The organism is Chromohalobacter sp. 11-W, assembly GCF_029889905.1.
Lineage (GTDB): Bacteria > Pseudomonadota > Gammaproteobacteria > Pseudomonadales > Halomonadaceae > Chromohalobacter.
Genome location: NZ_JARANZ010000009.1, coordinates 105,961 through 129,135, shown reverse-complemented (window position 1 = coordinate 129,135; position 23,175 = coordinate 105,961). Strand labels below are relative to the sequence as shown.

Annotated in this window: 21 protein-coding genes; 13 read left to right on the top strand and 8 right to left on the bottom strand. The window is 56.0% G+C overall.

The genetic code is table 11. The features are described 5' to 3' along the window. The 6 genes from OP494_RS13600 (at position 1) to OP494_RS13575 (ending at position 9,396) form a co-directional block, all read left to right on the top strand. The gene (locus tag OP494_RS13600) at positions 1-1,284 is read left to right on the top strand and encodes a Xaa-Pro peptidase family protein (protein ID WP_280541501.1); all 1,284 of its coding nucleotides are present in this window, start codon (positions 1-3) and stop codon (positions 1,282-1,284) included. A 50-nt stretch (positions 1,285-1,334) separates the two neighbouring features. Next, the gene (locus OP494_RS13595; RefSeq protein ID WP_280541500.1) at positions 1,335-2,822 is read left to right on the top strand and encodes a CoA-acylating methylmalonate-semialdehyde dehydrogenase; all 1,488 of its coding nucleotides are present in this window, start codon (positions 1,335-1,337) and stop codon (positions 2,820-2,822) included. 399 nt (positions 2,823-3,221) lie between these two features. Continuing rightward, entirely contained in the window at positions 3,222-4,490 is a 1,269-nt protein-coding gene (locus OP494_RS13590) for a hypothetical protein (RefSeq protein WP_280541498.1), read from the top strand. 172 nt (positions 4,491-4,662) lie between these two features. Beyond that, complete coding sequence (locus OP494_RS13585; RefSeq protein ID WP_280541496.1) at positions 4,663-6,843, top strand: AAA family ATPase; 2,181 nt, start codon at positions 4,663-4,665, stop codon at positions 6,841-6,843. A 9-nt stretch (positions 6,844-6,852) separates the two neighbouring features. Continuing rightward, positions 6,853-8,775 (top strand): UvrD-helicase domain-containing protein, encoded by a 1,923-nt coding sequence (locus OP494_RS13580; protein ID WP_280541495.1) that lies wholly within the window; start codon positions 6,853-6,855, stop codon positions 8,773-8,775. 231 nt (positions 8,776-9,006) lie between these two features. Then, the gene (locus tag OP494_RS13575; RefSeq protein WP_280541493.1) at positions 9,007-9,396 is read left to right on the top strand and encodes a VOC family protein; all 390 of its coding nucleotides are present in this window, start codon (positions 9,007-9,009) and stop codon (positions 9,394-9,396) included. A gap of 238 nt (positions 9,397-9,634) precedes the next feature. On the opposite strand, the gene OP494_RS13570 is transcribed toward OP494_RS13575, so the two are convergent. Beyond that, positions 9,635-10,369, bottom strand: a complete 735-nt coding sequence (locus tag OP494_RS13570) for an SDR family oxidoreductase (RefSeq protein WP_280541491.1) — start codon at positions 10,367-10,369, stop codon at positions 9,635-9,637. A 92-nt stretch (positions 10,370-10,461) separates the two neighbouring features. Here OP494_RS13570 and OP494_RS13565 point away from each other — a divergent pair, with 92 nt between their 5' ends. The 6 genes from OP494_RS13565 (at position 10,462) to OP494_RS13540 (ending at position 15,050) form a co-directional block, all read left to right on the top strand. Next, positions 10,462-10,827, top strand: coding sequence for a helix-turn-helix domain-containing protein (locus tag OP494_RS13565; protein WP_133697208.1), 366 nt, complete (start codon positions 10,462-10,464; stop codon positions 10,825-10,827). A gap of 647 nt (positions 10,828-11,474) precedes the next feature. After that, positions 11,475-11,900 carry a hypothetical protein gene (locus OP494_RS13560; protein ID WP_280541487.1) on the top strand — a complete coding sequence of 142 codons (426 nt, stop codon included), beginning with the start codon at positions 11,475-11,477 and terminating at the stop codon, positions 11,898-11,900. Between the two features lie 97 nt (positions 11,901-11,997). After that, positions 11,998-12,609 (top strand): hypothetical protein, encoded by a 612-nt coding sequence (locus OP494_RS13555; RefSeq protein ID WP_280541486.1) that lies wholly within the window; start codon positions 11,998-12,000, stop codon positions 12,607-12,609. A gap of 475 nt (positions 12,610-13,084) precedes the next feature. Next, positions 13,085-13,654 (top strand): hypothetical protein, encoded by a 570-nt coding sequence (locus OP494_RS13550; protein WP_280541484.1) that lies wholly within the window; start codon positions 13,085-13,087, stop codon positions 13,652-13,654. A gap of 194 nt (positions 13,655-13,848) precedes the next feature. Further along, positions 13,849-14,094: a hypothetical protein gene (locus tag OP494_RS13545; RefSeq protein WP_280541482.1), complete on the top strand. Its 246-nt coding sequence runs from the start codon at positions 13,849-13,851 to the stop codon at positions 14,092-14,094. Positions 14,095-14,573: 479 nt separating this feature from the next. Then, positions 14,574-15,050: a YbhB/YbcL family Raf kinase inhibitor-like protein gene (locus OP494_RS13540; protein WP_280541480.1), complete on the top strand. Its 477-nt coding sequence runs from the start codon at positions 14,574-14,576 to the stop codon at positions 15,048-15,050. Between the two features lie 81 nt (positions 15,051-15,131). On the opposite strand, the gene OP494_RS13535 is transcribed toward OP494_RS13540, so the two are convergent. The 7 genes from OP494_RS13535 to OP494_RS13505 form a co-directional block, all read right to left on the bottom strand. Beyond that, complete coding sequence (locus OP494_RS13535; protein ID WP_280541478.1) at positions 15,132-15,974, bottom strand: nitrilase-related carbon-nitrogen hydrolase; 843 nt, start codon at positions 15,972-15,974, stop codon at positions 15,132-15,134. A 12-nt stretch (positions 15,975-15,986) separates the two neighbouring features. Continuing rightward, the gene (locus OP494_RS13530) at positions 15,987-17,306 is read right to left on the bottom strand and encodes an MmgE/PrpD family protein (protein WP_280541477.1); all 1,320 of its coding nucleotides are present in this window, start codon (positions 17,304-17,306) and stop codon (positions 15,987-15,989) included. Between the two features lie 104 nt (positions 17,307-17,410). Continuing rightward, a complete protein-coding gene (locus tag OP494_RS13525; protein ID WP_280541475.1) occupies positions 17,411-18,313 on the bottom strand; it encodes a glycine betaine ABC transporter substrate-binding protein in 903 nt (300 codons plus the stop codon). An 86-nt stretch (positions 18,314-18,399) separates the two neighbouring features. After that, positions 18,400-19,284, bottom strand: a complete 885-nt coding sequence (locus OP494_RS13520) for a glycine betaine ABC transporter substrate-binding protein (RefSeq protein WP_247640389.1) — start codon at positions 19,282-19,284, stop codon at positions 18,400-18,402. Between the two features lie 86 nt (positions 19,285-19,370). Continuing rightward, the gene (locus tag OP494_RS13515) at positions 19,371-20,102 is read right to left on the bottom strand and encodes an ABC transporter permease (protein WP_097023069.1); all 732 of its coding nucleotides are present in this window, start codon (positions 20,100-20,102) and stop codon (positions 19,371-19,373) included. A 4-nt stretch (positions 20,103-20,106) separates the two neighbouring features. Beyond that, positions 20,107-21,288: an ABC transporter ATP-binding protein gene (locus OP494_RS13510; protein WP_247640388.1), complete on the bottom strand. Its 1,182-nt coding sequence runs from the start codon at positions 21,286-21,288 to the stop codon at positions 20,107-20,109. A 61-nt stretch (positions 21,289-21,349) separates the two neighbouring features. Further along, positions 21,350-22,012: an ABC transporter permease gene (locus OP494_RS13505; RefSeq protein ID WP_247640419.1), complete on the bottom strand. Its 663-nt coding sequence runs from the start codon at positions 22,010-22,012 to the stop codon at positions 21,350-21,352. Positions 22,013-22,270: 258 nt separating this feature from the next. On the opposite strand from OP494_RS13505, the gene OP494_RS13500 reads away from it, so the two are divergent. Then, positions 22,271-23,131: a nitrilase-related carbon-nitrogen hydrolase gene (locus OP494_RS13500; RefSeq protein ID WP_280541470.1), complete on the top strand. Its 861-nt coding sequence runs from the start codon at positions 22,271-22,273 to the stop codon at positions 23,129-23,131. The last annotated feature ends 44 nt before the right edge of the window (positions 23,132-23,175 follow it).

The window sequence follows — 23,175 nt, the reverse complement described above, 5'->3', positions numbered from 1 at the left end:
ATGAGCATCGTCGACTTCGAAAACCTGACCGACAACGAACCCGACGCCATCCCAGTCGTGCCCTCCGCCCCCATGGCCAACGGCGACAGCATTCCCACCGCCTTCGATCCGGTACAGCTGCGCGGCGGGCGCCTCAAGCGCCTACGCGCGATGATGGCCGAGCAGGGCTACGCCGCGCTGGTATTGTTCGACCCGTACAACCAGCGCTACGCCACCGGCTCGCGCAACATGTTCGGCTACTTCCTGCGCAACTCCACGCGCTACATCTACGTGCCGCTCGAAGGGCCGGTGATCCTGTTCGAATACCCGGGCAGCGCGCACGTCTCCACTTGGCTGGAGACCATCGACGAAGCGCGCACCTCCAAGGTGGTGTGGTCCGCCGTCAACCAGCGCGACAACATGTCCTCCGACCCGTTTGGCATCGAGATCGCCGAGCTGATGAAAGAACACGGCAAGGGCAACAAGAAGATCGGCATGGACCGCTGCACAATGAATCTGGCCCGCTCGCTGGAAGCCCAGGGGCTGGATGTCTATGACTGCATGCAGGATACCCTGCATTGCCGGCGCATCAAGACGCCCGAAGAAATCGCCTGCCTGGCCCAGTCGATGGCCGGCAGCGAGGCCGCCGTGGCCGAAGTGGAAGCCGCGATCAAGCCCGGCATCACCGAAAACGAGCTGTTCGCCATCATGTACGGCGATGTCATCCGCCAGGGCGGCGAGTTCATCGAGACACGGCTGCTGTCCTCCGGCCCGCGCACCAACCCCTGGTTCAACGAAGCCAGCAACCGGGTGATTCGCCCCGGCGAACTGGTCGCGCTGGATACCGACACCATCGGCTGCCACGGCTACTACTCCGATTTCTCACGCACCTTCCATGTTGGCCCCGGCAAGCCCACCGCCTATCAGCAGAGCCTCTACCGGATGGCCTATGACCAGGTGCACCACAACATGGGCATCCTCAAGCCGGGCATGAGCTACCGCGAGATCGCCGAAAACGCCTGGAAGATTCCCGAGCGCTTTCTCGATCGCCGCTACCCCTCGATCATCCACGGCGTCGGCATGCACGGCGAGACCCCGCTGGTCGCCCACCACATGGACTTCGACCGCTTCTCCAAGGACGGCATTCTCGAGCCCGGCATGGTGGTCTCGGTGGAAAGCTACATCGGCGAGGTCGGCGGCGCCGACGGCGTCAAGCTCGAAGAGGAAGTGCTGGTGACCGACACCGGCATCGAAAAGCTCTCGCGTTATCCGTTCGATGAGGCTCTGCTCGGCCGGGAATTTTAAGACGGCCCGTATCCCGACATGACGCCCATATTCGATAGAGAAGAGATGTTATGACAGACGTATACCACCGGATCGCTGGCGAGCGACTGACAAGCGAGCGCACCATCGACGTGCTCAACCCGGCCACCGCCGCTCCGGTTCGCCGCCTGGCGATGGCCGATACCGCCACCGTGCAACGCGCCATCGATGCCGCCCGTGAAGTCCAGCCCGCCTGGCGCGACATGCCGCCGGCCAAGCGCGCCCAGGTGATGTACCGCTTCAAGACCCTGCTCGAGCGCGACGCCGACGAGATCTGCGCGCTGGTCAGCGAGGAACACGGCAAGGTGCTCGAGGACGCCATGGGCGAACTCAAGCGCGGCATCGAGAACGTCGAGTACGCCTGCGGCGTGCCGGAACTCTTGAAGGGCGAGTACTCCCACAACGCCGGGCCGGGCATCGATACCTGGTCCAACCATCAGCCGCTGGGCGTGGTCGCCGGCATCACGCCGTTCAACTTCCCGGCCATGGTGCCGTTGTGGATGTACCCCATGGCGCTGGCCTGCGGCAACGCCTTCATCCTGAAGCCTTCTGAGCAGACGCCCTCGGCCGCCGTGAAGATGGCCGAACTGCTCGACGAAGCCGGATTGCCCAAGGGGCTGTTCAGCGTCGTCCACGGTGATCGCGAGGCCGTCGACGCGTTGATCGAAGCGCCCGAGGTGCGTGCGCTGTCGTTTGTCGGCTCCACTCCCGTTGCCCGCAAGATTTACGAGGGCGGCACCCGGCAAGGCAAGCGCGTGCAGGCCCTCGGCGGCGCCAAGAACCACGCCGTGGTGCTGCCGGATGCCGATCTCGACAACGCCGCAAGCACCCTGATCGGCGCCGCTTACGGCAGTGCCGGCGAGCGCTGCATGGCGATCTCCGTCGCTGTGTGCGTGGGTGACGCCACCGCCGACGCCCTGGTCGAGCGTCTCGCTGCCCAGGCCCGCGAGCTCAAGATCGGCCCGGGCACTGAGCGCGGTCTCGACATGGGCGCGTTGATCAACGAAGGCCAGCGCGACAAGGTCGCCGACTACATCGGGCAGGGCGAACGCGCCGGCGCCGACCTGGTGGTCGACGGTCGTGAGCACCCGCTGGTGGAAGGCTCGCCCGGCTACTTCCTCGGCGCCACGCTGTTCGACCGTGTCACGCCGGAGATGAGCATCTACCGCGACGAGATCTTCGGCCCGGTGCTGTGCGTGGTGCGCGTCGAGACTTTCGAGGACGCCATCGCCCTGATCAACGCCCACCAGTACGGCAACGGCACCTGCGTGTTCACCCGTGACGGTGAAGCCGGGCGCCGCTTCGCCGACGCCATCGAAGTCGGCATGGTCGGCATCAACGTCCCGCTGCCGGTCCCGGTCGCCTTCCACAGCTTCGGCGGCTGGAAGGACTCGCTGTTCGGCGACCTGCACGCCTACGGCCCCGACGCCGTGCGCTTCTACACCCGCCGCAAGGCCATCTCCCAACGCTGGCCGAAGCGCTCCGCCCAGGAAACTGCCCAGTTCAGCTTCCCCTCCTGAACCACCCCCACGGCTGAACCCCACGCCCGCGCCGCTCACACGGCGCGGGCGTTTTTGTGCCTACGCCTTTCGTGTAGCGCTATGTTAATCGACGTTAAATTAAGCTAGGTTAAGTATTGTTTGGTATTGCCGATACAACCTGATGAACCGGGTGGTGGAGCGTTCAGTGCTTTGCTTAGCGGTAGCGTGGCCGAAACGGCAGCGAGGTAGGGGGCCGTGTTGGTTCCAAGGTGATAGAGCCTGCAATTCTGCATAACGCGCCGAGCTTTTCTTAGTGTGTTTAAAATCAAAAGCTTAAGAGCGACAAAGCGGGCTTGATAAGATTGTTGAATGCGCCTGCTCATTCAAGTGGAAAACGAGCGCGCCGTCTAATACCTGTTACGCAAGAAGGGAGAACCCGTGAAACAAGACTTGGAATATTATTATCAATCAATATTTGATGAGGCTGAACGTTACTCTAGATTAAGGGTTTGCTTTTTATTCGGAATTCTATTCCTTATTTCTCTGTCAGTCTACGCAGGCGAAAGGTATCTCTACTTTCTTGCTCTTGGGATATTCGTAATTCAATTTTCTTTGTGGGGTCTAGCGCAAAAAATAACGGCTCTATACAATTTAGGTAATAGCTTTCAAAAGCAACTTATGCTGTCGGATCTTTCTGTCAAAACCATGGATGTTGCGATGATAGAGAACCAAAAGCAAAAAACCAGTAATTACGTTAGGAGAAAGGTCGAAGGAAAAAAGGAAAAGCATTCAAGAAACGCTGAAATCCCCAAAAATAAGACAGTATTGCATGCTGCAAAATTGCGCAGGTTGATACATGAAAATGCTTACTTCAATTATCATCTGTTTGATAAGTCCTATCGACGAAATCTTGCCATTTTAGGCGCCTGTTCTGCATTTATTTTGATCTCCATACTTCTATTCATTCCATATGTGAAGGTCAACTCAGATTTATTGCCAATTCGGTTAGTCTACAGTCTTCTTTCATTGGGGTTGCTTTATGAATTCTTAACCTCAACATTGCGATACAGAGCCACTACAGAAGATATGAAAAATATTGACAGCTATCTTTCTCAAGCGCCAGCAGCAAAAGAAAGTGTTTTGTTAGAAGCTTTCACTAGATATAGCGAAGCAAAAGCACTTACTCCAAATATTCCAAATGGGGTTTGGGAGAAGAATAAAGACTATCTAAAAGAAGGGTGGAGATCTAAGCAAATACAAATTATTTCTGAGCTTTGCGATAAGCTATATGATGTTGATGAGCCGTGGGCTATTACGGGGGGAGCAAACCATTACATACGAGGAATCGTTGCCGAATTGAATGATGTTGACATAATTACAACAGAAAGAGGTGGTGAGCTAATTTCAGAGCTTCTCAAAGAATGTACCGCGAGAGAATATAGTTTTAGCGAATGTGGTACGATTAAGTCCTATTTTTGTGTGCTTGATTATCGATCAATCCAAATTGAAATAATGGCTGATCCTGTCAATTTAATAAAAGGTTGTTGGGAGGATAATAATGAGTGGAAATGTGAGATTGAAGATTTTTTTGTTAATGGGCATACGCTTCCTTTGACTACGCTTGAATATGAAATATCCATCTATAGAAAGTTAGGGAACTCAGAGAGGCTAAAAAAACTAACCGCATTTAAAGAGACTAAGGAATAATAATTCGCTTAAAGCGGACGTCCCTGGCGGGCCGCCGCTTCGCTTCGCGTCATACGGCATCGAACGAGAGGTGGTTTTCGACTCTAAGCGGGCATTGGCAGAAAAGTAGCGAAAATTAATATTAAATGCGACCCCCTGTTTTTTTGACCCACAGTTTTTAAGGTTTTGATCAATGAAAATTTCCTCCTTCGCTTTGAAAAATTACAGACGGCTGGCCGATGTAACTTTGGTTCTTGATGACAAAACAACTGTGCTTGTCGGCGCTAATAATAGTGGAAAAACGTCCTGTATTGGAGCGCTACACACCTTCTTGAAAAGTCCAGACAACTTAAGAATTCGAGATATGTCGAAGCGGAATTGGAAGGAAATCAACAGACTGGGCGAGCAAGTAGAGCAGGAATTTCCTGCTAGTGAGAAAATGGAGGAAATATCGGATGTACTGGTTAGTTTATTGCCGAGTTTAGACGTCGAGATCACAGCGGAAGCTAGTGAGGCATATAAAGTTCGTGACATTCTCCCAGATTTGGAATGGCGCGGTGGCGCTCTATTCGTTCGCATAACTTACGAGGCGGTCGATATATCCCAACTATGTCGTGAGTTCGTTGATACGAGAGGTGTAGTTTCCAAACACACAGGGGATGTAAGTCTGTGGCCTAAAGACTTATGCGATTTTTTGGAGAAGGGTCGGAATTTTAGTAAGTTTATTAAACAAAAGCACTATATTTTGAGCAAAGAGACAGGGCCTACTGAAGAAGCGAAGACTACTGCTAAAGAAATTCTTCAGCCTCTCAAACCCGAATCATTGAAAAAATTAATTCGTGTAGACGTTATATCCGAGCAACGCGGTCTAGGAGCTGAAGATCACACAGACCAAAAAGGGCCATATTCGGAAAAACAGCGACTCAATAAGTTACTTCGTGAGTATTATGAACGTATATTGAACCCAGAAGATTTCCCTGAGGCCGGCGACCTTAATGTTTTAGGGCAACAACAAAAGTTAGAAAAGGACTTCACCGATAGGTTGAATACTCAGTTTGAAGCACCTTTCGAAGAGCTAAAAAGTATGGGCTACCCTGGTATCGGGGGAAACCCAATTGTTGAAATTTCTGCGAAAATTAGCGGCACAGATGCGCTGCAAAAATCTTCATCTGTTCGATATCGTTTTGATAAAATGGAAGAGGAATTTCTTCCTGAAAGCTACTTGGGGTTGGGCTACCAGAATTTAATATATCTGACCTTCAGACTCCTTGAATTCCGCGATAAATGGATGCGCGTTGGTAAATCGGCTTCTTTAGAAGGTAATGTCGAAGAGCAGATTGAGCCAATTCATATTGTATTGCTCGAAGAACCGGAAGTTAACCTTCACGCGCAAGTCCAGCGCGTATTTGTATCGAAAGCTTATGATACATTGCGAAACCATGCCGATTTACGCGATAAGGAAACCAGAAAAGATAAGTCTGAATACCAGACTCAGCTCGTGATTAGCACTCACTCAAGTCATATTATCAACGATATTGACTTCAAAGACTTACGTTATTTCCGGCGCAATAGTGCGAATACGTCCATTGAAATGGACCATACATCAATTGCAAACATGTCAGAGCTTTTTTCAAAGCCGAAAGAGGAGCTTCTATTTGTTAGAAAACATTTGAAGCTTACTCATTGCGACATTTTCTTCGCCGATGGCGTAATTTTTGTTGAAGGCCAAGCCGAGAGTCTTCTCGTGCCTGAGTTTATTTCTAAGAGCTTCCCGAATTTGTCGAGTCGGTACATCTCTATACTTGAGGTGAACGGTGCACACACGCATAAGTACAGAGATTTAGTTGAGAAGCTTGGGGTGGCAACTCTAGTGCTGACAGACCTTGACTCAGTTGATAACACGGAGAAATCGTGTTTCCCGAAAAAGAATGATGGTCAGAGGACAAACAATGATACTTTGAAGAAATGGCACCCAAAGAAAGAAGCGTTAGATGACTTGGTGGCCTTAACAAAAGAGGAGCTTGAAACAACAAGCAACGGTGCACCACTTCACATTGCTTATCAAAAGCCAACACAGGTTTTTGGGGAGGAGGTTTTATCTAGAACTTTTGAAGATGCATTGATTTTAGCGAATTTTGAGGATGATTTTTTTCATAAAAAAACGAGGATAAAAGACGCGAAAACGGAATTTGAAAACGGCACTAAATCATTATCTGAGTCACTTTATGAATATCTGCAAGGCCTAAATAAGGGAGACTTTGCCTTCAATTGCCTCTTCCATCTCGCGGATAACGAGGCGAATAGCTTCAACCCCCCCGGATATATGATCGATGGGCTTAGCTGGTTGGAAGCCCAACTTTCACCAAAAGCGTAGGGGAACATTATGTCAGAAGATTTTTACCTGGCGGAAACTAAACCTATCGATTATGACAGTACTGTTGACGCAGGTATCCAAGAGTGCCTTCGCATAGGATCGGAAAAAAGCTTTATTACCTTCGCGGGGGCGGGGTCAGGCAAAACCTTCTCCCTTAAGGAGGCTCTTGAATTTCTAAAAGAAAAGCATTCTGATAGCTTTGTTCGACAAGGAAAGCAAATTGCCGTTGTAACCTTTACTAACAATGCAGCCGATGAAATCGCAGACCGGGTTGAGAAAAGTCCGGTATTCTCGGTTTCCACGATTCATAGTTTTTGTTGGTCAGCTATTGCTGGTTTTAATGAGGACATACGTAAGTGGTACTTGGAAAAAATTCCAGCTGATTTGGAAGATCTCGCGGAAAAAGAAAGGAAAGGCCGCGAAGGCAAGGCTTCCGATGCTCGAAAAAGAGATATTATCCGTCTGAATAAGAAGATTGAATGGTTGGCGCAACCTCGCTCATTCATTTACGATCCAAACGGCGTAAACTCTTCACAGAATGCATTGTCGCATGCAGATGTTATTAAGATTTTTTCAAGCTTATTGATCACTAAGCCGATGATGGCGGAAGTTATAGTAAGCAAATTTCCTTTCATGTTTATCGATGAAAGCCAGGATACAAATAAAGACGTAGTTAACGCATTCTTTGAGCTGAATACAGGCAAATCGGATAAAGTAGTTATCGGTCTATTTGGAGATACGATGCAGCGTATCTTTGGCGGGGGTGAGCCTGCGTTGGGTAAGACTAAGCCAAGCGGTTGGACTACTTTCGGCAAGAAGATGAACCATCGCTCAGCGCGGCGCATCGTTGGTTTGGCTAATCAAATTCGTAGTGAGGATGATAAGCGTAACCAGTTTGCCCGAGATGGGGCTGCGGAAGGTTACGTTCGATATTTCTTACTGCCGCACGGTGTTCCAGACAAAGACCAAGTCGAAGAGAATATACGTGAGATCATGGCGGGAGTTACGGGTGACGCGGGCTGGAAAGATACTAAATCTAAAGAAACCGCTATCTTGCTTTTGGAACATAAAATGGCTGGGCGTCGGCTTGGTTTTGATGATCTTTGGGACAATCTATCAAGATCAGAAAAAATTAAAGAGCGGATTGCTGAAGGTGAAAATACCGAACTGAATTTTTTCTCTAGCATTGTTTTTCCTTTGGCTAAGGCGAGCCGGAAGCAAAGACGAGCAGAGTTGATGTATATCTTGAGAGAAGGCAAGTCTCCACTGCTGGAAGCCAGTGTACTTGACGCAGACAAGGATGACCCGCTCGCTAATGCCCGAGCTGCGGAACATGCATTTAGAGACGTGGTTTCAAATGATAAGGTTAGCTTTCGCGAAGTTCTAGAGGTACTTGCTGAGCACAAACTACTGAGAATTCCAGAAAAGCTGCAGTCGTTTGTGGCGAATTTGAAAGAAACTGATACTGAGTCAAAGTCAGACCAAAAGGCAAGATCAGAGGTTGGCCTCGAACCTGAAGAGCGGGATGACAGCGAGATTGCTGCTTGGGCTGACGCCTTGGAGAGCGACTTCTTCCAGATTCAGAACTATAAGGACTACATTGATGAGAACTCAATATTTCGAACCCACCAAGGCGTCAAGGGTAACGAATTCGAGCGTGTAATGGTCGTGATGGATGACGATGAAGCTGGCGGGTTCTTATTTTCCTACGAACAGTATTTTGGTGCAAAGAAGCTTTCTCAAGCAAGCCAAAAAAAACAGGATGCTGGTGAAGAAACCGGTTTGGATCGCACTCGGAGATTGTTCTATGTTACATCAACTCGGGCAAAGAATAGTTTACTTCATGTGATTTACACGTCTGATGTGAGTAAGGTTAGAGAAAATCTTATTGAAAGGAAGTTTGCGCGAGATGAAGAGATTTTTGAGTTATAAAAATGCTGTAGAGTTCGGATTTAATATCGAGTCAATATTTAATTGAATATTAGAATTGTTATGTTAAGGGGGTTAAGTTAATATCAGTTTCTGGTCGAATGGGGACAGTTTAAGGCTGGTTAAATTTACGTATTACAATGCTTCTGTCGGGCAGTTTCTCCGCTGCGTTCCAAAATTGCCACAAAGTTTTGCGTTGAGCATCGAGAACTAATCAAACCAAGCGGGTAAACTATGACTGAAGGCACCGCCGTTACGAGGCTGCTACCAAACATTTGTACTGACAAGATGGAAGAGACCCGCGACTTTTACAAAGAGTTGCTGGGTTTTGTCGTTGGATTCGAGCATCAGGGCTGGTACATCCAGATGGCGTCGCCCGAAAAGCCGGAACTGCAAATCGGTATCATGCGCCTCGACCATGAGTTTACCCCTCGGCCTTTCCAATACCCTGCACAGGGCGTCATCATATCGGTGCAGGTCGAAGATGTTGAGGCGACATACGCTGCAGTGAAGGCCCGTGGTTTCGAATTGTCACACGACCTATGCGATGAGGAATTCGGGATGAGGCGGTTTATGGTAGCGGACCCGAACGGGCTACTTGTCAACCTGTTCTCGTTTCCATGAGCGCGCGCCCGACAAATGCATTAAATTTTTTCCGGCCCGACGGGCCTCCACCGGACGCCCCTGACGGGTCGCTGTATATGCAAGGCGTTATGTGTAAGGAAAGCCCAAATTAAAGGGGCAGATCGATTCTATGTCGATCAATGTAAATGCGGCAGGTTGATTTGTTTTTACCAAGCTGACCGGTTTTAAATCTATCTGACCCCTTTTGCTTCAATGCCTCCCGTTCTTCGCCTAGCCCCTAAACCTGCGCGTAGCCCCCGTCAACGAACACCTCGCTCCCCGTCATGAAGCTGCTGTCGTCGGACGCCAGGAACGCCACCGCGCCTGCGGTTTCCTTGGGATCGCCCAGACGCTCAAGCGGTACGGTCCGGTTCATCTCGCTCAGGGCTTCGGATGGGAGCAGTTCCATCAGCTTGTCTGTTTTGGTCGGGCCAGGAGACATGACGTTCACGCGAATGCCGGTGCCCCTGAGATCATGGGCCCAACTGCGCACCAGATTTCGGACGGCCGCCTTGGAGGCGCTGTAGATGCTCATCGCGGGGGTGCCCATGCTGCCCACCGTGGAACCGGTGAGGATGATGGAGCCGCCGTTCTTCATCAGGGGCAGGGCCTTCTGGACGGTGAAGAGGGTGCCTTTGACGTTGATGTCGAAGATGTAGTCGTAGTGCGCCTCGGTGATCTGTCCCAGGCTGGCGAATTCGCCGACGCCCGCGTTGGCCACCAGAACGTCCAGGTGGCCTTTTTCTTTCTGGATCGTTTCGAATACGTGATCGAGATCCTCCGGCTTCGTTACATCCGCCTGGACGGCCCGGGCGTTGGATCCCAGTGCCTCAACCGCGTTGTTGAGGACGTCCTGGCGCCGTCCGGTAATGAAGACAAAGGCGCCTTCTTCGATAAGGCGTTGGGCCGAGGCCAAGCCGATGCCGCTGGCTCCGCCTGTGATCATTGCGATTTTACCGTGTAGCCGACTCATGGTTGGATCTCCGTGTATTGACTCGATTCGCTTTAACGATATATAAGCCGCTTACAAATGTTCAAGTATGCACCTTTTGGTAAGTACCCGTTATGGCGAAAGAAAACTCAGAAAACCCACGTTTCATTTGCGGCCTGCATGCGACGCTGCACGTGATCTCCGGGAAGTGGAAGCCGTTGATTCTGTTCTTTTTAGACAAGGGGCCGACGCGTTACGGCGAGCTCAAGCGAAGCGTCCGGGGCGTGAGCGACAAAATGTTGATCCAGCAGTTGAAGGAGCTCGAGTCCGACGGCATCGTCCAGCGAACTGACTATGGAGAGATCCCGCTGCGCGTCGACTACTCGCTGACGCCCTTCGGGGCAAGTCTGGTGCGGGCCATGGAGCCGCTTTGCGGCTGGGGCGAAGAGCACGAAGAAGACATTGCCGCGGCGATGGACCGCCGGAAAACCAGCCGGTAGAAAGCGAAGTGCTCCGCCCAGAAAGCCGCCCTGTTCAGTTTCCCCTCCTGAACCACCCGCACGCCTGAACCACCCGCACGCCTGAACCCTACGCCTGCGCCGCTCACACCGGCGTGGGCGTTTCTGCGTCTACGCCTTTCGTGTAACGCTATGTTAATCGACGTTAAATCGCGCTAGGTTAAGTATTGTTCGATGTCGCCGATACAACCTGATGAACCGGGTGGTGAAGCGTTCAGTGCTTTGCATGGCGGTAGCGTGGCTCACACGGCAGCGGGGTAGGAGATCGTGCTGGTTCCAAGGTGATAGAGCCGGCAAAGGTAGCAGACACGCGAATTCTGCGTAACGCGCCGAACTGTTCTTAGTATGTTTTAAAATCAACAACTTAAGAGCGAAAGGGTGGGATAGATAAGATTGTTGAACGCGGCTGCTCGTTCAAGTGGGAAAACGAGCGCGCTGTCTAATACCTGTTAAAAATAGAGAGAGGCTATGGCATCAGTAACTTACACATGCACAAATTGCGATAAGCTAGCCACGTTTGAGACGGAAGGCGCAACTATGTTTTTGATGGACGATAATGTTCCGAGGCCACCTACGTACGTTGTCAATTGTCCAAATTGTGGCACAAGAAACTCGGTCACAGTTGACCAATGACAGACGATAAAATCGTTCAAGGTAAAGCTCGGGCCGTCACCGAGGATGAGGCCTTTTACATTCAGTGGGGCTACGAAACGGTAAAAGCCAACATTGGAACAGCTAATGAAGTTCTGAAGTTGCTGATAACCATCAATGTGGCTCTGCTTGGTGGTGGCGCTGCTTTTCTATATAAATCAGATGTGCCTGAAGGCTTCCGTATAGTGATACTGTCCGCCTTCTTCATCGGTCTTGTGCTGGCATTTACGGGCGTATTTCCGAGAAAGTCGGCAATCGATATCCGGATTCCGGATAAAATTAAGACACATAAAAACCGTGTGCTTGATAGCAAACGCAGGTATCTATGGGCTGGATCCGCATTTACAGTTTTCGGGCTATTGGCGTCAGCGCTGGCTGTAAGCGGAATCCGCATCTGTTTTTAACAAGGCAATTAAATTCGTTCCGGCCCGATGGGCCTCTACCGGACGCCCTTGTCAGGGCGCCGTTTATTGCTGGCGTTAGCTGCGTAAGGAGGCATTCATGTACTCAGACAAAGATGGATTTTCCAAGGATCCTTTCGGTTATAGCGCTCTGGCGTGGCATAAATGGGGAGCACTTGCGACTGCGAACGGCTTCGAAATAGATATCACCAAACCGCCAACGGTTAAAGATTTGAAGAATCCAGTTCTTTGGTTAAGCCATGCTAATGCGCTAAGCGAAGCAGCTGTTTGCCTGGCGCGGAGTTCCCCAACCTTTGAAAGTATGCCTCCGAGTATTCGAACCATATGTCACAGTCAATATCATGCTGTGGTTTTAATGTTGGTTGGCTATAGCCTTGAGGTTTGCTTGAAAGCCATGATCTTAATGCGGCTTGGAGCGGAAGAGTTTACAAGACAGGAAAAGAAACACTTCCACCATCGACTTGATGATCTGGCCAAGTTTATTCCGGACTTGAGTGAGAAAGAACTAGCAATATTGAAGGGGCTTACTCACTTTGTACTATGGGCTGGTCGCTATCCTGATCCAGGGTCACGGCGAGTGAATGATGCTGAAGGTGTATTCGAAATATCTGAAGCGTATGAAATAAGCGCTAAAGATCTTTTTGAGTTATCAGAAAAAGTGATGAAGCATGTTCAAACTGTTGTCGATTAGGCAGCTGGCAAGTAAATGCAGCCGACCGCTAACGCGTCGGTTGATTTAAGTGTTAGGTGTGAAAACGTACAAAACATATTTCAAGGAATAAGAATGGGAACAAGCAAGGCGGATTACCGATACATTCTGAAAGAATTACCCCATGGCGATGGTGCCGTATGGGCTTTGGAGTGCTATCCCGAAAGCCAGCAATTACCATTCGTTAGCAACACTGGTGCAATGTATATCGAACTAAAACCCGGGGTGAGAGAGAGCGAAGCTAACGAGCTACGTGAAATTCTTAACTCAAGGGCAGCTTGTATCAAGGTCGTAAACCCTTGAATGCTGGACTTGAAGCTGTGCTTCAGCACCTTAACAAGGCGTTCCAGCGGACCTTGGACTTCCCCAGCGCTAGCGGAGCTGGTGCCTCTGCTAGAGGCGTTGGGCCGCACAAAAAAGTGCCCAAGTCATGCCTAACTAAAATAGCTCTTACGCCATGAAAATTTCAGTAGTGATTGATAGCAATGCTTGGAATTTCCTCTTCGATAGAAATATCGATCTCAGAAGTGAATTACCACCCGAAGACTTCGCACTGTACATAATGCGTGAAGTGGAGATTGAAATCAGTGCGATACCGGACCTCGGGAAAGATGGCTCTGAAAAAAGATCGCTGAAACAATACATCCATGAAAGCATCGCACAAAATCAAGTCGTCACAACCGCAACATTTGGGTTTGCCGAAGCCAACCCAGCAGATGGGCCAGCCACATACGCTGGCTTCGGGCGAGGCACGTTTCAGTCGGATAAGGAGCACCATTGGTATGCTCGAGAAGAAATCCAATCCTCCCTTCTCGGAAAGCCTAAGAAGGGATCGGGCCTCTCAGCAAACCAAGCCGATACCGCAGTTTCAGCTGCCTCGTTTGACAGCATCGTGCTCACTTGTGACAAGAAGAATGGACCTATTTCAAAGGCAAAAGAAAACGGAGGGATGGTCGTATTCCTCTCGGATGAGCTCTTGTCGTTGGAATCGCTGCAACAGGTCTTGCGCTCCGTCGCAGGAAAGTGAAGTGCAGCCCGACCCATCATTTCATCGGACCTGCGCAAAAGCCGCACAGTCCGGTAAATTCGCACATTATACCGCCCTGGTAGGTGGCAGCATTGAAGATCATAGAAAATGACTGAAGTCCAGATTCAAGAACTGTTCAAGCGCCTCGGACGGCTGGTTTCGGCTACAAAGGAACACCACGGCGAGAGTGCTGCGTGGGACTACACCTTCCCGAATGGAAAAACGCACAGTTAAATTATCCGAGGGGTGAAGTCTCACGAAGTCATCCAGGAAAGCGTCTTCAATCTTTTGATCTGGATCTGGAAAACAAAGATTATCTGAAAGCACGTGCGAATGCCCTCGGGGTTACTAAGAAAATGGTCGAGGATGCAGTAAATAGCTATGTTGAGCTTACTGTATGTGCTGACCTTGCTAATCCTCAAGCACGGGCGGCTGGATAGAGCAAGCAGCTCTGGCCTAAACCCCTCCCTTGGTAATGTATCATTTTACGTACCGCAAAGTGCGATGGGGGCGCTGACCTTTCGTTCATCGAAGTGGAAATATATGTCAGTGACTCGAGTCAGATTGAGTTGCGGTTGCCTATACTTGATGGCTGCGGCGACGAAATTAGTCATGCGTTTGTATGCGCGGCTGACGCAATCAAAGCGTTGGAGTCCATTCACGATAGAATCGAACAGTCGGTATAATCAGGCCAATCACTGCGACAGCTTTTCCGTTGCGGCTACGCCTCACTTCAAAACTGCGCGTGTTGGCGGCGTTATACATAGAAGGATCGGTGCCTTGGCATATAGTGCTGATCCTTGCCTACTGTCCGCCCAACGGGTTGAATCCTCCGCTTGCGCCACCACCTTGTAGGGAAGAGCCGCCGCGAGGGCGTTGCTCGGTTCATCGTTTCAATGCGTTTCATGGGAGGATCGCCATGCCTTTTGCACCGTCCAGCATGCAAGTCGAAAGCACCGCCTTCACGCCGAATGGGACGATTCCGAAGCGCCATTCGGCGGAAGGTGACGATGTGTCCCCGGCCCTGAGCTGGAAGGATGCGCCGGCGGGGACCAAGGGCTTCGCGGTGATCTGCCACGATCCGGATGCGCCGCTGGTGAAGGATGGCAGCTACGGTTACGTCCATTGGCTGCTCTACAACTTGCCGGCGGATGTCACCTCGCTGGAAGAAGGCACGAAGACGGGCACTGCCGGCATCAACGATGGTGGCGCTATCGGCTATGGAGGTGCCATGCCGCCGGAGGGCCACGGGCCGCACCAGTATTATTTCTGGGTGCTGGCGCTGGATACCCTCACCGAACTGCCCGAGGGACTGACGCAGCCGGAACTGCTCAACGAGCTTGAGCCGCATATTCTGGGCATGAGCCGGTTGGTGGGGACGTATCGCCGCGACTGATTCGCCTTTGACTATTTAGACGCCGCTTCACACACTCGGCGCCTTCCCTTGGGAGGCGCCGAGTGTCGTTTGGGGCCTGGTTCAGCGATAGCCGTCCATCAACTCGCGTACCAGTGGCGTATCGGCGTCGCGGTGGGTGGGGAGCTCGAAGCGGGCGCGGGCGATGGCGGTGCGCGAGAGCTGGGCTTCAATCAGCGTTTCGCCGTCCTCGGCCAGGGCGAGGGTGTCGCCGCGCGGGCCGAGAATGCGTGAGCCGCCCCAGAAGTGGCTGTCGCCTTCGGGGCCGAAGCGGTTGGCCATGATCACGGGGGTGCCGTAGGTCATGGCGTAGAACTGCAGGTTGACGGCCCAGTTCTGCTCGTTGGAAAAGTCGTCGCTGACGATGCCAGAGGCCGAGTTGATCGGTGCGCATAGTACGGTGGGGCGGGCTAGCAGGGCGGCGTGCACCAGCCCCGGGTTCCACAGGTCGGCGCAGATCAGCGAGGTCGCCGACCAGCCGGGACACACCGGAAGATGCGTGAGCTCGCTGCCGTGGGTGAACAGCTTGCCTTCTTCCAGGCCACCGTAGGTGGGCAGGTTGAGCTTGCGGTGCACGGCCTGGAGCTTGCCGTGCTGGAGAATCGCCAGGGCGTTGTAGTACTCGCCGGGGCTGGCCTCCTCGACGAAGCCGATCACCACCTGCATCTCGCCGGCGGCGCGGGCCAGCTCGTCCAGGCGCGGATCATGAGCCGGGCAGGCCACGTCGATCACCCGGTTGCCCAGGCCGTAGCCGGTCAGCGAGAGCTCGGGGAAGACCAGCAATTCGAGCCCCTTGCGGCGTGCGTCGGCGATGAACGCGAGATGGCGTTCGAGGTTGGCATCGACATCGCCGAGGCGGGCGTTGATCTGCGCGGCGCCGACGCGAAGGTGGTCCTGGTAGTGCATGGTGGCGTCTCGCTATTGTTTGGAAAACGTGGGTGCGCCGAGCAGCGCCAGCAGGTCGCTTGCCGGACGTGTCTCGAGGCTCATCACCACGTCGTGCAGCCGGGCCGCGCGCTCGCCCAGCACTGGTTCGGCCAGCGCCCAGTACTTGGCGAATATCTCGGCGTCCGAAAGCGGGCGATCGGGGTTGCCGCGCGCCTCGAAGTCGGCGCTTTCGATGACCTCGCCGCTTTCCAGATGCAGCCGGGCGCGCGCCCAGCGCTCGGCGGGAAAGCGCGCATTGAAGGTGTCATCCTCGTGGATTTCCACCTTGCTGGCCAGGGCCTTGAGATCCGGGGCGTCGAGTTCGTCGCTGACGCCGGCGACATCCACGGTGCCTCGGCCCAGGGCGCAGGCGACGGACCAGGGCAGGCTGTACTGAGCCTGCTCGGTGGTGGTCGGGTGCGTCACGTGCAGGCGCTTGCCCTCGTGGAAGGTGACGATCTCGATGCGCGCGATGGCGGCGGGGTCGCGTTGCTCGGCGGGCAGTGACAGCACGGCTTCCACCGCGGGCTGGGCCCAGCGGCAGACCGGGTAGGCCTTGAAGTACTGCTCGTGGAGATACCAACGCTCGCCCAGGTCCTGCCAGAGAGCGGCTACGTCCGGCGCGGTCACGGTCAGCGCCGGGGCGCCGGTGAAGCCATCCTCGGCCAGCAGGGCGGCGGAGATGCCGGTCATCGCGCCCCAGCCGGAGCCGTCCTTGAGCATCGTGGGATGGTCGATGCAGCGCATCATCTGGCTGCGCGGGCCGTAGAACTCGGCGATGCCGAGGGCATGATGCAAGGTCTCGACATCGGCCCCGCGCAGACGCGCGGCCACGGCGGCCACCCCCAGGGCATTCCAGGCGCCGGAGGTGTGGTAGTCCGGGCTGGTGGCGTGCAGGGCGATCCCCGCGCGGGTGGCGATCTCGTAGCCGTAGGCGAGCAGGGCGAGGAAGTCACGCCCGGAGAGGTCGGCCACCTCGGGCAACGCTAGCAAGCCGGGAAGCAGGGCCACGCCGGCATGGCCCTTGGTCAGCACCTGGCCGTCATGGGCGTCGAGCGCGTCGATCAGCCAGGCCCCGTGCAGGGCGACGCCGGTGGGCGAGGCCTTTCCGGCGGTGAACAGCAGCGGGCGGTCGCCGCCATGCTGGGAGGTCACGAAGCGTGTGGCCTTGTCGGCCAGCGGCGTGCGAGTGGCGCCGGTGGCCACGCCCAGCAGATCGAGCAGGCAGCGCTTGGCCTGGTGGAGGTGGGCGTCGTCCAGGGCGGAGAGATCGACCCCGTGCATCCAGTCGAGGGGGGCATGGTCGTGCATGGCAGTGGCCTCGGGTGCTGGCGAAGAAAGGCGTGACGAAAGACGGGGCCGGTATGAGGCGGCCCGCGTCGCGGTCGGCGGCGGAGCCTGGCTCCGCGTGCCGGTTACAGCAGGTCGTGCTTCTCGAGGAAGCGCTCGGCGACCTTTTCGACGGGCTGTTTGTCGACGTCGACTTTGGCGTTGAGGCGCGCCATGGTGCCGTCATCGAGCAGGGCGGAGAGCGCGTTCATCCGTTCGGCGAGATCGGGGTTCGCCTCGAGCGTTTCCTCGCGGACCACCGGGGTCAGCGCATAGTCGGGGAAGAAGTGCTTGTCGTCCTTGAGGACGGTCAGGTCCAGGGCCGGGATGCGCCCGTTGGTCGCCGTGGTCATCGCCACGTCGACTTCTTCCTGATCCAGCGAGGTCAGGGTCAGGCCCTGGTCCATCCGCTTCACGTTGCGCCGGCCGAACTCGAAGCCATAGGTCTCCTGCATCGGGCGCAGGCCGTCATCGCGCGAGTAGAAGGTCGCGTTGGAGGCGAGCACCAGCTCCTGGCCGCCATTGATGACGTCGGCGAGATCGGAAATGGTGGCGATGCCGCGTGCTTCGGCGTCGTCTTTCCGCATGGCCAGGGCATAGGTGTTGTTGGCCTCGGAGGGCTCGAGCCAGATCAGCCCCTTCTCGGCGTCGAGTTCCTTGACGCGCTCGTAGGTGGCCTCCGGCGAGAGGTCCTCGGTCACCTTGTTGTAGCTGATCAGCGAGGTGCCGGTGTATTCCCAGTAGAGATCCACCTGGCCGCTCTCCTGGGCGCGGCGCAGCACCGTGGTGCCCATGCCGGCGCGCTGGTCCACGTCGTAGCCATGGGCCTGGAGGTATTGCGTGGTCATGCTCGACAGGATGAGCTGTTCGGTGAAGTTCTTGCCGCCGACGGTGATGTCCTCGGCGTGGGCGGCGGTACTGGTGAGGGGGCTGACGAGGGTGCTGGCGAGAGCCAGGCCGCCGATCAGCGGGAGCAGGGATTGTCGCATGGATGACACTCTTGCCTGGGAAGGGGAAGGCAGCGGGCACCGTGCGCCGTCGGCCGGCACGGTGCCCGCTGTCTGCGGAACGACGATTACAGCAGGTCGTTTTCCTCGAGGAAGTTCTCGGCCACCTGTTCGATGGGCGTCTTGTCGACATCGACCTGGGCGTTGAGGGTGGACATGGTGTCGTTGTCGAGCAGGCCGGAGAGGGTGTTCATCTGCTCGGCCAGCTCGGGATTGGCGTCCAGAGTCGCCTGGCGCACCACCGGTGTCAGCGCGTAGGCCGGGAAGAAGTTCTGGTCGTCCTCGAGCACCTGGAAGTCGAAGGCGGGGATGCGGCCGTCGGTGGCGAACACCAGCCCCACGTCGACCTGCTCGTCGCGCAGCGCTTGGTAGACGAGGCCGGAGTCCATGCGCTTGACGTCGCCCCGGCTGGCGCGGAAGTCATAGGCTTGCTGCAGCGGGCGCCAGCCGTCTTCACGGGCGTAGAATTCAGCGTTCATGGCGAAGGTCAGCCCCTGCTCGTCGTTGACCGCCTGGGCCAAGTCGCTGAGCGAGGTGATGCCGGTTTCCTCGACGCTTGCCTCGCGCATGGCCAGCGCGTAGGTGTTGTTGGCGTCGGAGGGCTCGAGCCATACCAGGCCCTTCTCGGCGTCGAGTTCCTTGACCTTCTGGTAGGTCTCGTCGACGGTCAACCCTTCGGCGGATTCGTCGTTGTAGTTGATCAGCGAGGTGCCGGTGTATTCCCAGTAGAGGTCGATCTGACCGTTTTCCTGAGCCTGACGGAGAACGGCGGAGCCCAGCCCGGCGCGCTTCTCGACGTCGTAGCCGAGGCCTTCCAGGTACTGGGTGGTCATGCTGGAAAGGATCTGCTGCTCGGTGAAGTTCTTGCCGCCGACCACGATCTCGTTCGCCTGGGCGGTGGCCAGGCTGCCGGCCAGCACTGCGCCGGTGAGCAGGGGGATCAAGGTTTTCATGGTGTCGCTCCTTTCGTTGCTTGTTGGACAGCCGTTGCTTGTTGGATAGCGGTTGATTGTCGGGTTCGAGCCGTCGAGGGCGTCCGCTAGGCGCGGCCCGGATTCACCCCGCGCGGCACTACCACGAAGGCGGTGATGGCGATGAGCATGTCCACCACGACCGCCAGCAACGCCGTGGGAATCGCGCCGGAGAGCATCATGACCGGGTCGTAGAGATCGATGCCGGTGAAGATCAGCTCACCGAGACCGCCCGCGCCGATCAGGAAGGCCAGCGGCACCGTCCCGATGTTGATCGCCAGCGCCGTGCGGATGCCGGCGAAGATGACGTACAGCGCATTGGGCAGTTCGACCCGCAGCAGGCGCTGGGTGGGCGACATGCCGATGCCCGCCGCGGCTTCCTTGAGGGCCGGATCGACGCCCTTGAGCCCGGTATAGGTGTTGCGGGCGATGGGCAGCAGCGTGGCCACGAACAGCCCGAAGACCGCCGGGACGGTGCCGATGCCGAGAAAGCTCATCGACAGCGCCAGCACGGCCAGCGTGGGGATGGTGGTGCCCACGTTGAGGACCTGCATCATGGATTCGGCGACCCGCGCCATGCTGGGGCGCGATAGCCAGATGCCCAGCGGGATGGCGACCAGGATCGCCAGGCCACCGGACATGACGGTCAGCCACAGGTGTTGCACGGCCAGGTAATGGACGTCGGGCAGATAGAAGATGAAGTCGTCGATCACGCCGCTGGACTGACTCCAGACACCAGCGAGGAAGACGGCCACCAGCACCAGCAAACGCCCGGCGCCGGCAAGATTCAGCGTCGGCATGGGCTTACTCCTTGGGGGCCGATGACGGAGAGGCCTCGTCGAGCGCGACGCCGTCATCGCCCTTGGAATGGGCGCGGTAGCGCGACCCCAGGTGATGGGTGATCGCGCGCTGGGTTATCTGGCCGACGATGCGGCCGTCGTCGTCGACGCAAGGCACCCAGGTCATGTCGTGGGCGAACATCAGCGAGGCGACCTTGCGCAGGTCGTCGTCGAGGCTGACCACCACCGGCACGCTCTGGTAGTGATCGCGGCAATGGCCCTGGGTGGTGCGGGCGACGGGGGCGGTGATGATGCCCACCGGCTGGCGCTTGTGGTTCACCATCACGATGCTGTTCACGTAGCCGTAGGATTCGATGCGCTGAAGTGCCGTGGCCAGGGTGTCGTCCGGGCGGACGAGGCCGATTTCCTCACTGGCCAGATCGCGGACCTTGACCAGGTTGAGGCGCTTCAATGCCCGATCCTCGCCCAGGAAGGATTCGACGAAATCGTTCTTGGGCGCAGCGAGCAGCTCGTCCGGCTCCGAGTACTGGACCAGCTTGCCTTCACGGAAGATGGCGATGCGATCGCCCATCTTGATCGCTTCGTCGATGTCGTGGCTGACGAACATGATCGTCTTCTTGAGGTCCTGCTGCATCTTCAGGAACTCGTCCTGAATCACCGCCCGGTTGATCGGATCGATGGCGCCGAACGGTTCGTCCATCAGCATCACGGGGGGATCGGCGGCCAGTGCCCGGGCCACGCCGATGCGCTGTTGCTGCCCGCCGGAAAGCTCGCTGGGATAACGCTTGAGGAAGGCATCCGGCTCCAGCGCGATCATGTGCATCATCTCGCGGGCGCGCTCTCGGTACTTGGCCTTGTCCCAGCCCAGCAGCTTGGGCACCACGGTGATGTTCTCCTCGATGGTCATGTTGGGGAACAGACCGATCTGCTGGATCACGTAGCCGATGTTGCGGCGCAGATCCTGGGTGTCGAGGCTGGTGGTGTCCTCGCCGTTGATGAACACCTTGCCCGAGGTCGGGCGGATGATGCGGTTGATCATCTTCAGGGTGGTGGTCTTGCCGCAGCCGGAGGGGCCGAGCAGGATGCAGATCTCGCCGCTCGGCACTTCCATGCTGATGTGGTCGGCGGCGGTCACCGCGCCCTTGGGCGTGTCGAAGACCTTGGTCAAGTTATCGAGTCGAATCATGAAGCGGTCCTTGTCGGGTCGGCAGCCTGTTGTAGTTTGCAGCGCGTGGCGCGGAGGCGAATCAGGTGGTGGCGGCGCGTTCCATGCCCTTGGGCGTCAGCCGCTTCTGCAGGGCCAGCAGCGCATAGTCGACGATGATCGCCAACACGCTGACGGCCACGGCGCCGAGGATCAGCTGACGTGGGTCGGACTGGGAAATGCCGCGACTGATGAGCGTGCCGAGCCCGCCGGCGCCGATGTAGGCGGCGATCGCCATGACACCGATGTTGAGCACCACGGCGGTACGCACGCCGGCCATGATCACCGGCACGGCAAGTGGGATCTCGACCATGCGCAGGCGCTGGTTCTGGCTCATGCCGACGCCACGCGCGGCTTCGCGCAGGGCCGGGTCGACGTTGTTGATGGCGGTGTAGGTGTTGCGGATGATCGGCAGCTGCGAGTACAGCAGTACCGCGATGACCGCCGGCATGTAGCCGATGCCCTGGCCGATGAGCGAGAGGATCGGAATCATGATCCCGAACAGCGCGATGGAGGGAATGGTCACGATGATCGAGGCGATGTAGAGCACGGTCTTGGCGATGCGCTCGTTTTTGGTGATGGCGATGCCAATGGGAACGCCGGTCAGCGTGGCGATCCCCACCGCGACACCTACCAGACTGATGTGCTCGAGGGTGAGGGTCCCCAGCAATTCGAGATTGTCGAGAAAATATTGCAGTAATTCCACGGCACGGACCTCGCACTCGCGATCGGAGTGGTTTGTTTGAACTCGTATAAATTTCTTATATGAAAGGCTTTTTATAAGTTCGTATTATGTGAAGAGCATAACACGCTCTTCGCGAGTGCCCCCCGTTTTGGGCATTAGGATGTGTCATCTCATTCATTTTCAGTGGCAATGGGCGTTCGATAGGAAATTCAACGACTTCGCCGTATGCTCGTCGGCGATAATGTCGCGTTTTGATTTGCCTTGCAGGAGGCCTGCATCTTGAGCACTCGCCGAACGAATTACCGACTCGCCGCCGCCCAGATTCAATGCGTTTTGGCCGATGTCGCGTGCAATGTCGAGACGCATCGTCGCGTCATCGAGTCGGCGCGCCACCAGGACGTTGATGTACTGGTGTTCCCCGAGCTCTCGTTGACAGGTTACGACCTGGGGACGCGTGTCCCCGAGGTCGCGATGGAGCGCGACGACCCGCGTCTGCTCCAACTGGCGGATGCCGCCGGCGATATGCTGACCGTGTTGGGCTTCGTCGAGCGCTGCGGTCGCGGCGAATACGCCAACGCCATGGCGTGCCTGTGTGGGGGCCGCGTCGTCGCCGTGCACCGCAAGCTCAACCTCTGTACCTACGGCGGGCACGAGGAGGGCAAACATTTCGGTAAGGGGCAGGCGCTCACCGTCGCCGACGCCGATGGGCTCGCCTGCGGGGTGATGATCTGCGCCGATCTCTGGAATCCGGGCCTGGCTCACGCGGCCATGCTGGAGCGGCCCGATGTGATGCTGGCGCCGGTCAACGCGGCGACGGGGATGGTTGACGGCGACTTCGACGACGAAGGCAATTGGCTGATCTGCCTGAAGTTCTACGCCATGATGTATGCCACACCGATGGTCATGGCGCATCGCTACGGGGCCGAAGGTGACGCTTGGTTCTGGGGCGGCAGTTGCATCGTCGGCGTCGATGGCCGAGTGCTGGCACGGGCCGAGGACGGCGAGACCCTCGTCAGCGCCGACATCGACACCGACGAGATCGACGCCGCGCGTTTTGCGATGCCGACCCACCGCGACGCCGATACGCCACTGGTGGCTTCGCTGATGGCGCAGCGGCTGGAGCGCGAGCGCCGCGGCTGAGGCCGTGGCCTGTACCTGGCGTTCCGAGTCTTCGCAAGGAGGTG

Bases quoted from the DNA above. Each gene is read 5' to 3' on its own strand.
- OP494_RS13600 (WP_280541501.1), top strand. From the start codon at position 1: ATGAGCATCGTCGACTTCGAAAACCTGACCGACAACGAACCCGACGCC.
- OP494_RS13595 (WP_280541500.1), top strand. From the start codon at position 1,335: ATGACAGACGTATACCACCGGATCGCTGGCGAGCGACTGACAAGCGAG.
- OP494_RS13585 (WP_280541496.1), top strand. From the start codon at position 4,663: ATGAAAATTTCCTCCTTCGCTTTGAAAAATTACAGACGGCTGGCCGAT.
- OP494_RS13580 (WP_280541495.1), top strand. From the start codon at position 6,853: ATGTCAGAAGATTTTTACCTGGCGGAAACTAAACCTATCGATTATGAC.
- OP494_RS13575 (WP_280541493.1), top strand. From the start codon at position 9,007: ATGACTGAAGGCACCGCCGTTACGAGGCTGCTACCAAACATTTGTACT.
- OP494_RS13570 (WP_280541491.1), bottom strand. From the start codon at position 10,369: ATGAGTCGGCTACACGGTAAAATCGCAATGATCACAGGCGGAGCCAGC.
- OP494_RS13565 (WP_133697208.1), top strand. From the start codon at position 10,462: ATGGCGAAAGAAAACTCAGAAAACCCACGTTTCATTTGCGGCCTGCAT.
- OP494_RS13560 (WP_280541487.1), top strand. From the start codon at position 11,475: ATGACAGACGATAAAATCGTTCAAGGTAAAGCTCGGGCCGTCACCGAG.
- OP494_RS13555 (WP_280541486.1), top strand. From the start codon at position 11,998: ATGTACTCAGACAAAGATGGATTTTCCAAGGATCCTTTCGGTTATAGC.
- OP494_RS13550 (WP_280541484.1), top strand. From the start codon at position 13,085: ATGAAAATTTCAGTAGTGATTGATAGCAATGCTTGGAATTTCCTCTTC.
- OP494_RS13540 (WP_280541480.1), top strand. From the start codon at position 14,574: ATGCCTTTTGCACCGTCCAGCATGCAAGTCGAAAGCACCGCCTTCACG.
- OP494_RS13535 (WP_280541478.1), bottom strand. From the start codon at position 15,974: ATGCACTACCAGGACCACCTTCGCGTCGGCGCCGCGCAGATCAACGCC.
- OP494_RS13530 (WP_280541477.1), bottom strand. From the start codon at position 17,306: ATGCACGACCATGCCCCCCTCGACTGGATGCACGGGGTCGATCTCTCC.
- OP494_RS13525 (WP_280541475.1), bottom strand. From the start codon at position 18,313: ATGCGACAATCCCTGCTCCCGCTGATCGGCGGCCTGGCTCTCGCCAGC.
- OP494_RS13520 (WP_247640389.1), bottom strand. From the start codon at position 19,284: ATGAAAACCTTGATCCCCCTGCTCACCGGCGCAGTGCTGGCCGGCAGC.
- OP494_RS13515 (WP_097023069.1), bottom strand. From the start codon at position 20,102: ATGCCGACGCTGAATCTTGCCGGCGCCGGGCGTTTGCTGGTGCTGGTG.
- OP494_RS13510 (WP_247640388.1), bottom strand. From the start codon at position 21,288: ATGATTCGACTCGATAACTTGACCAAGGTCTTCGACACGCCCAAGGGC.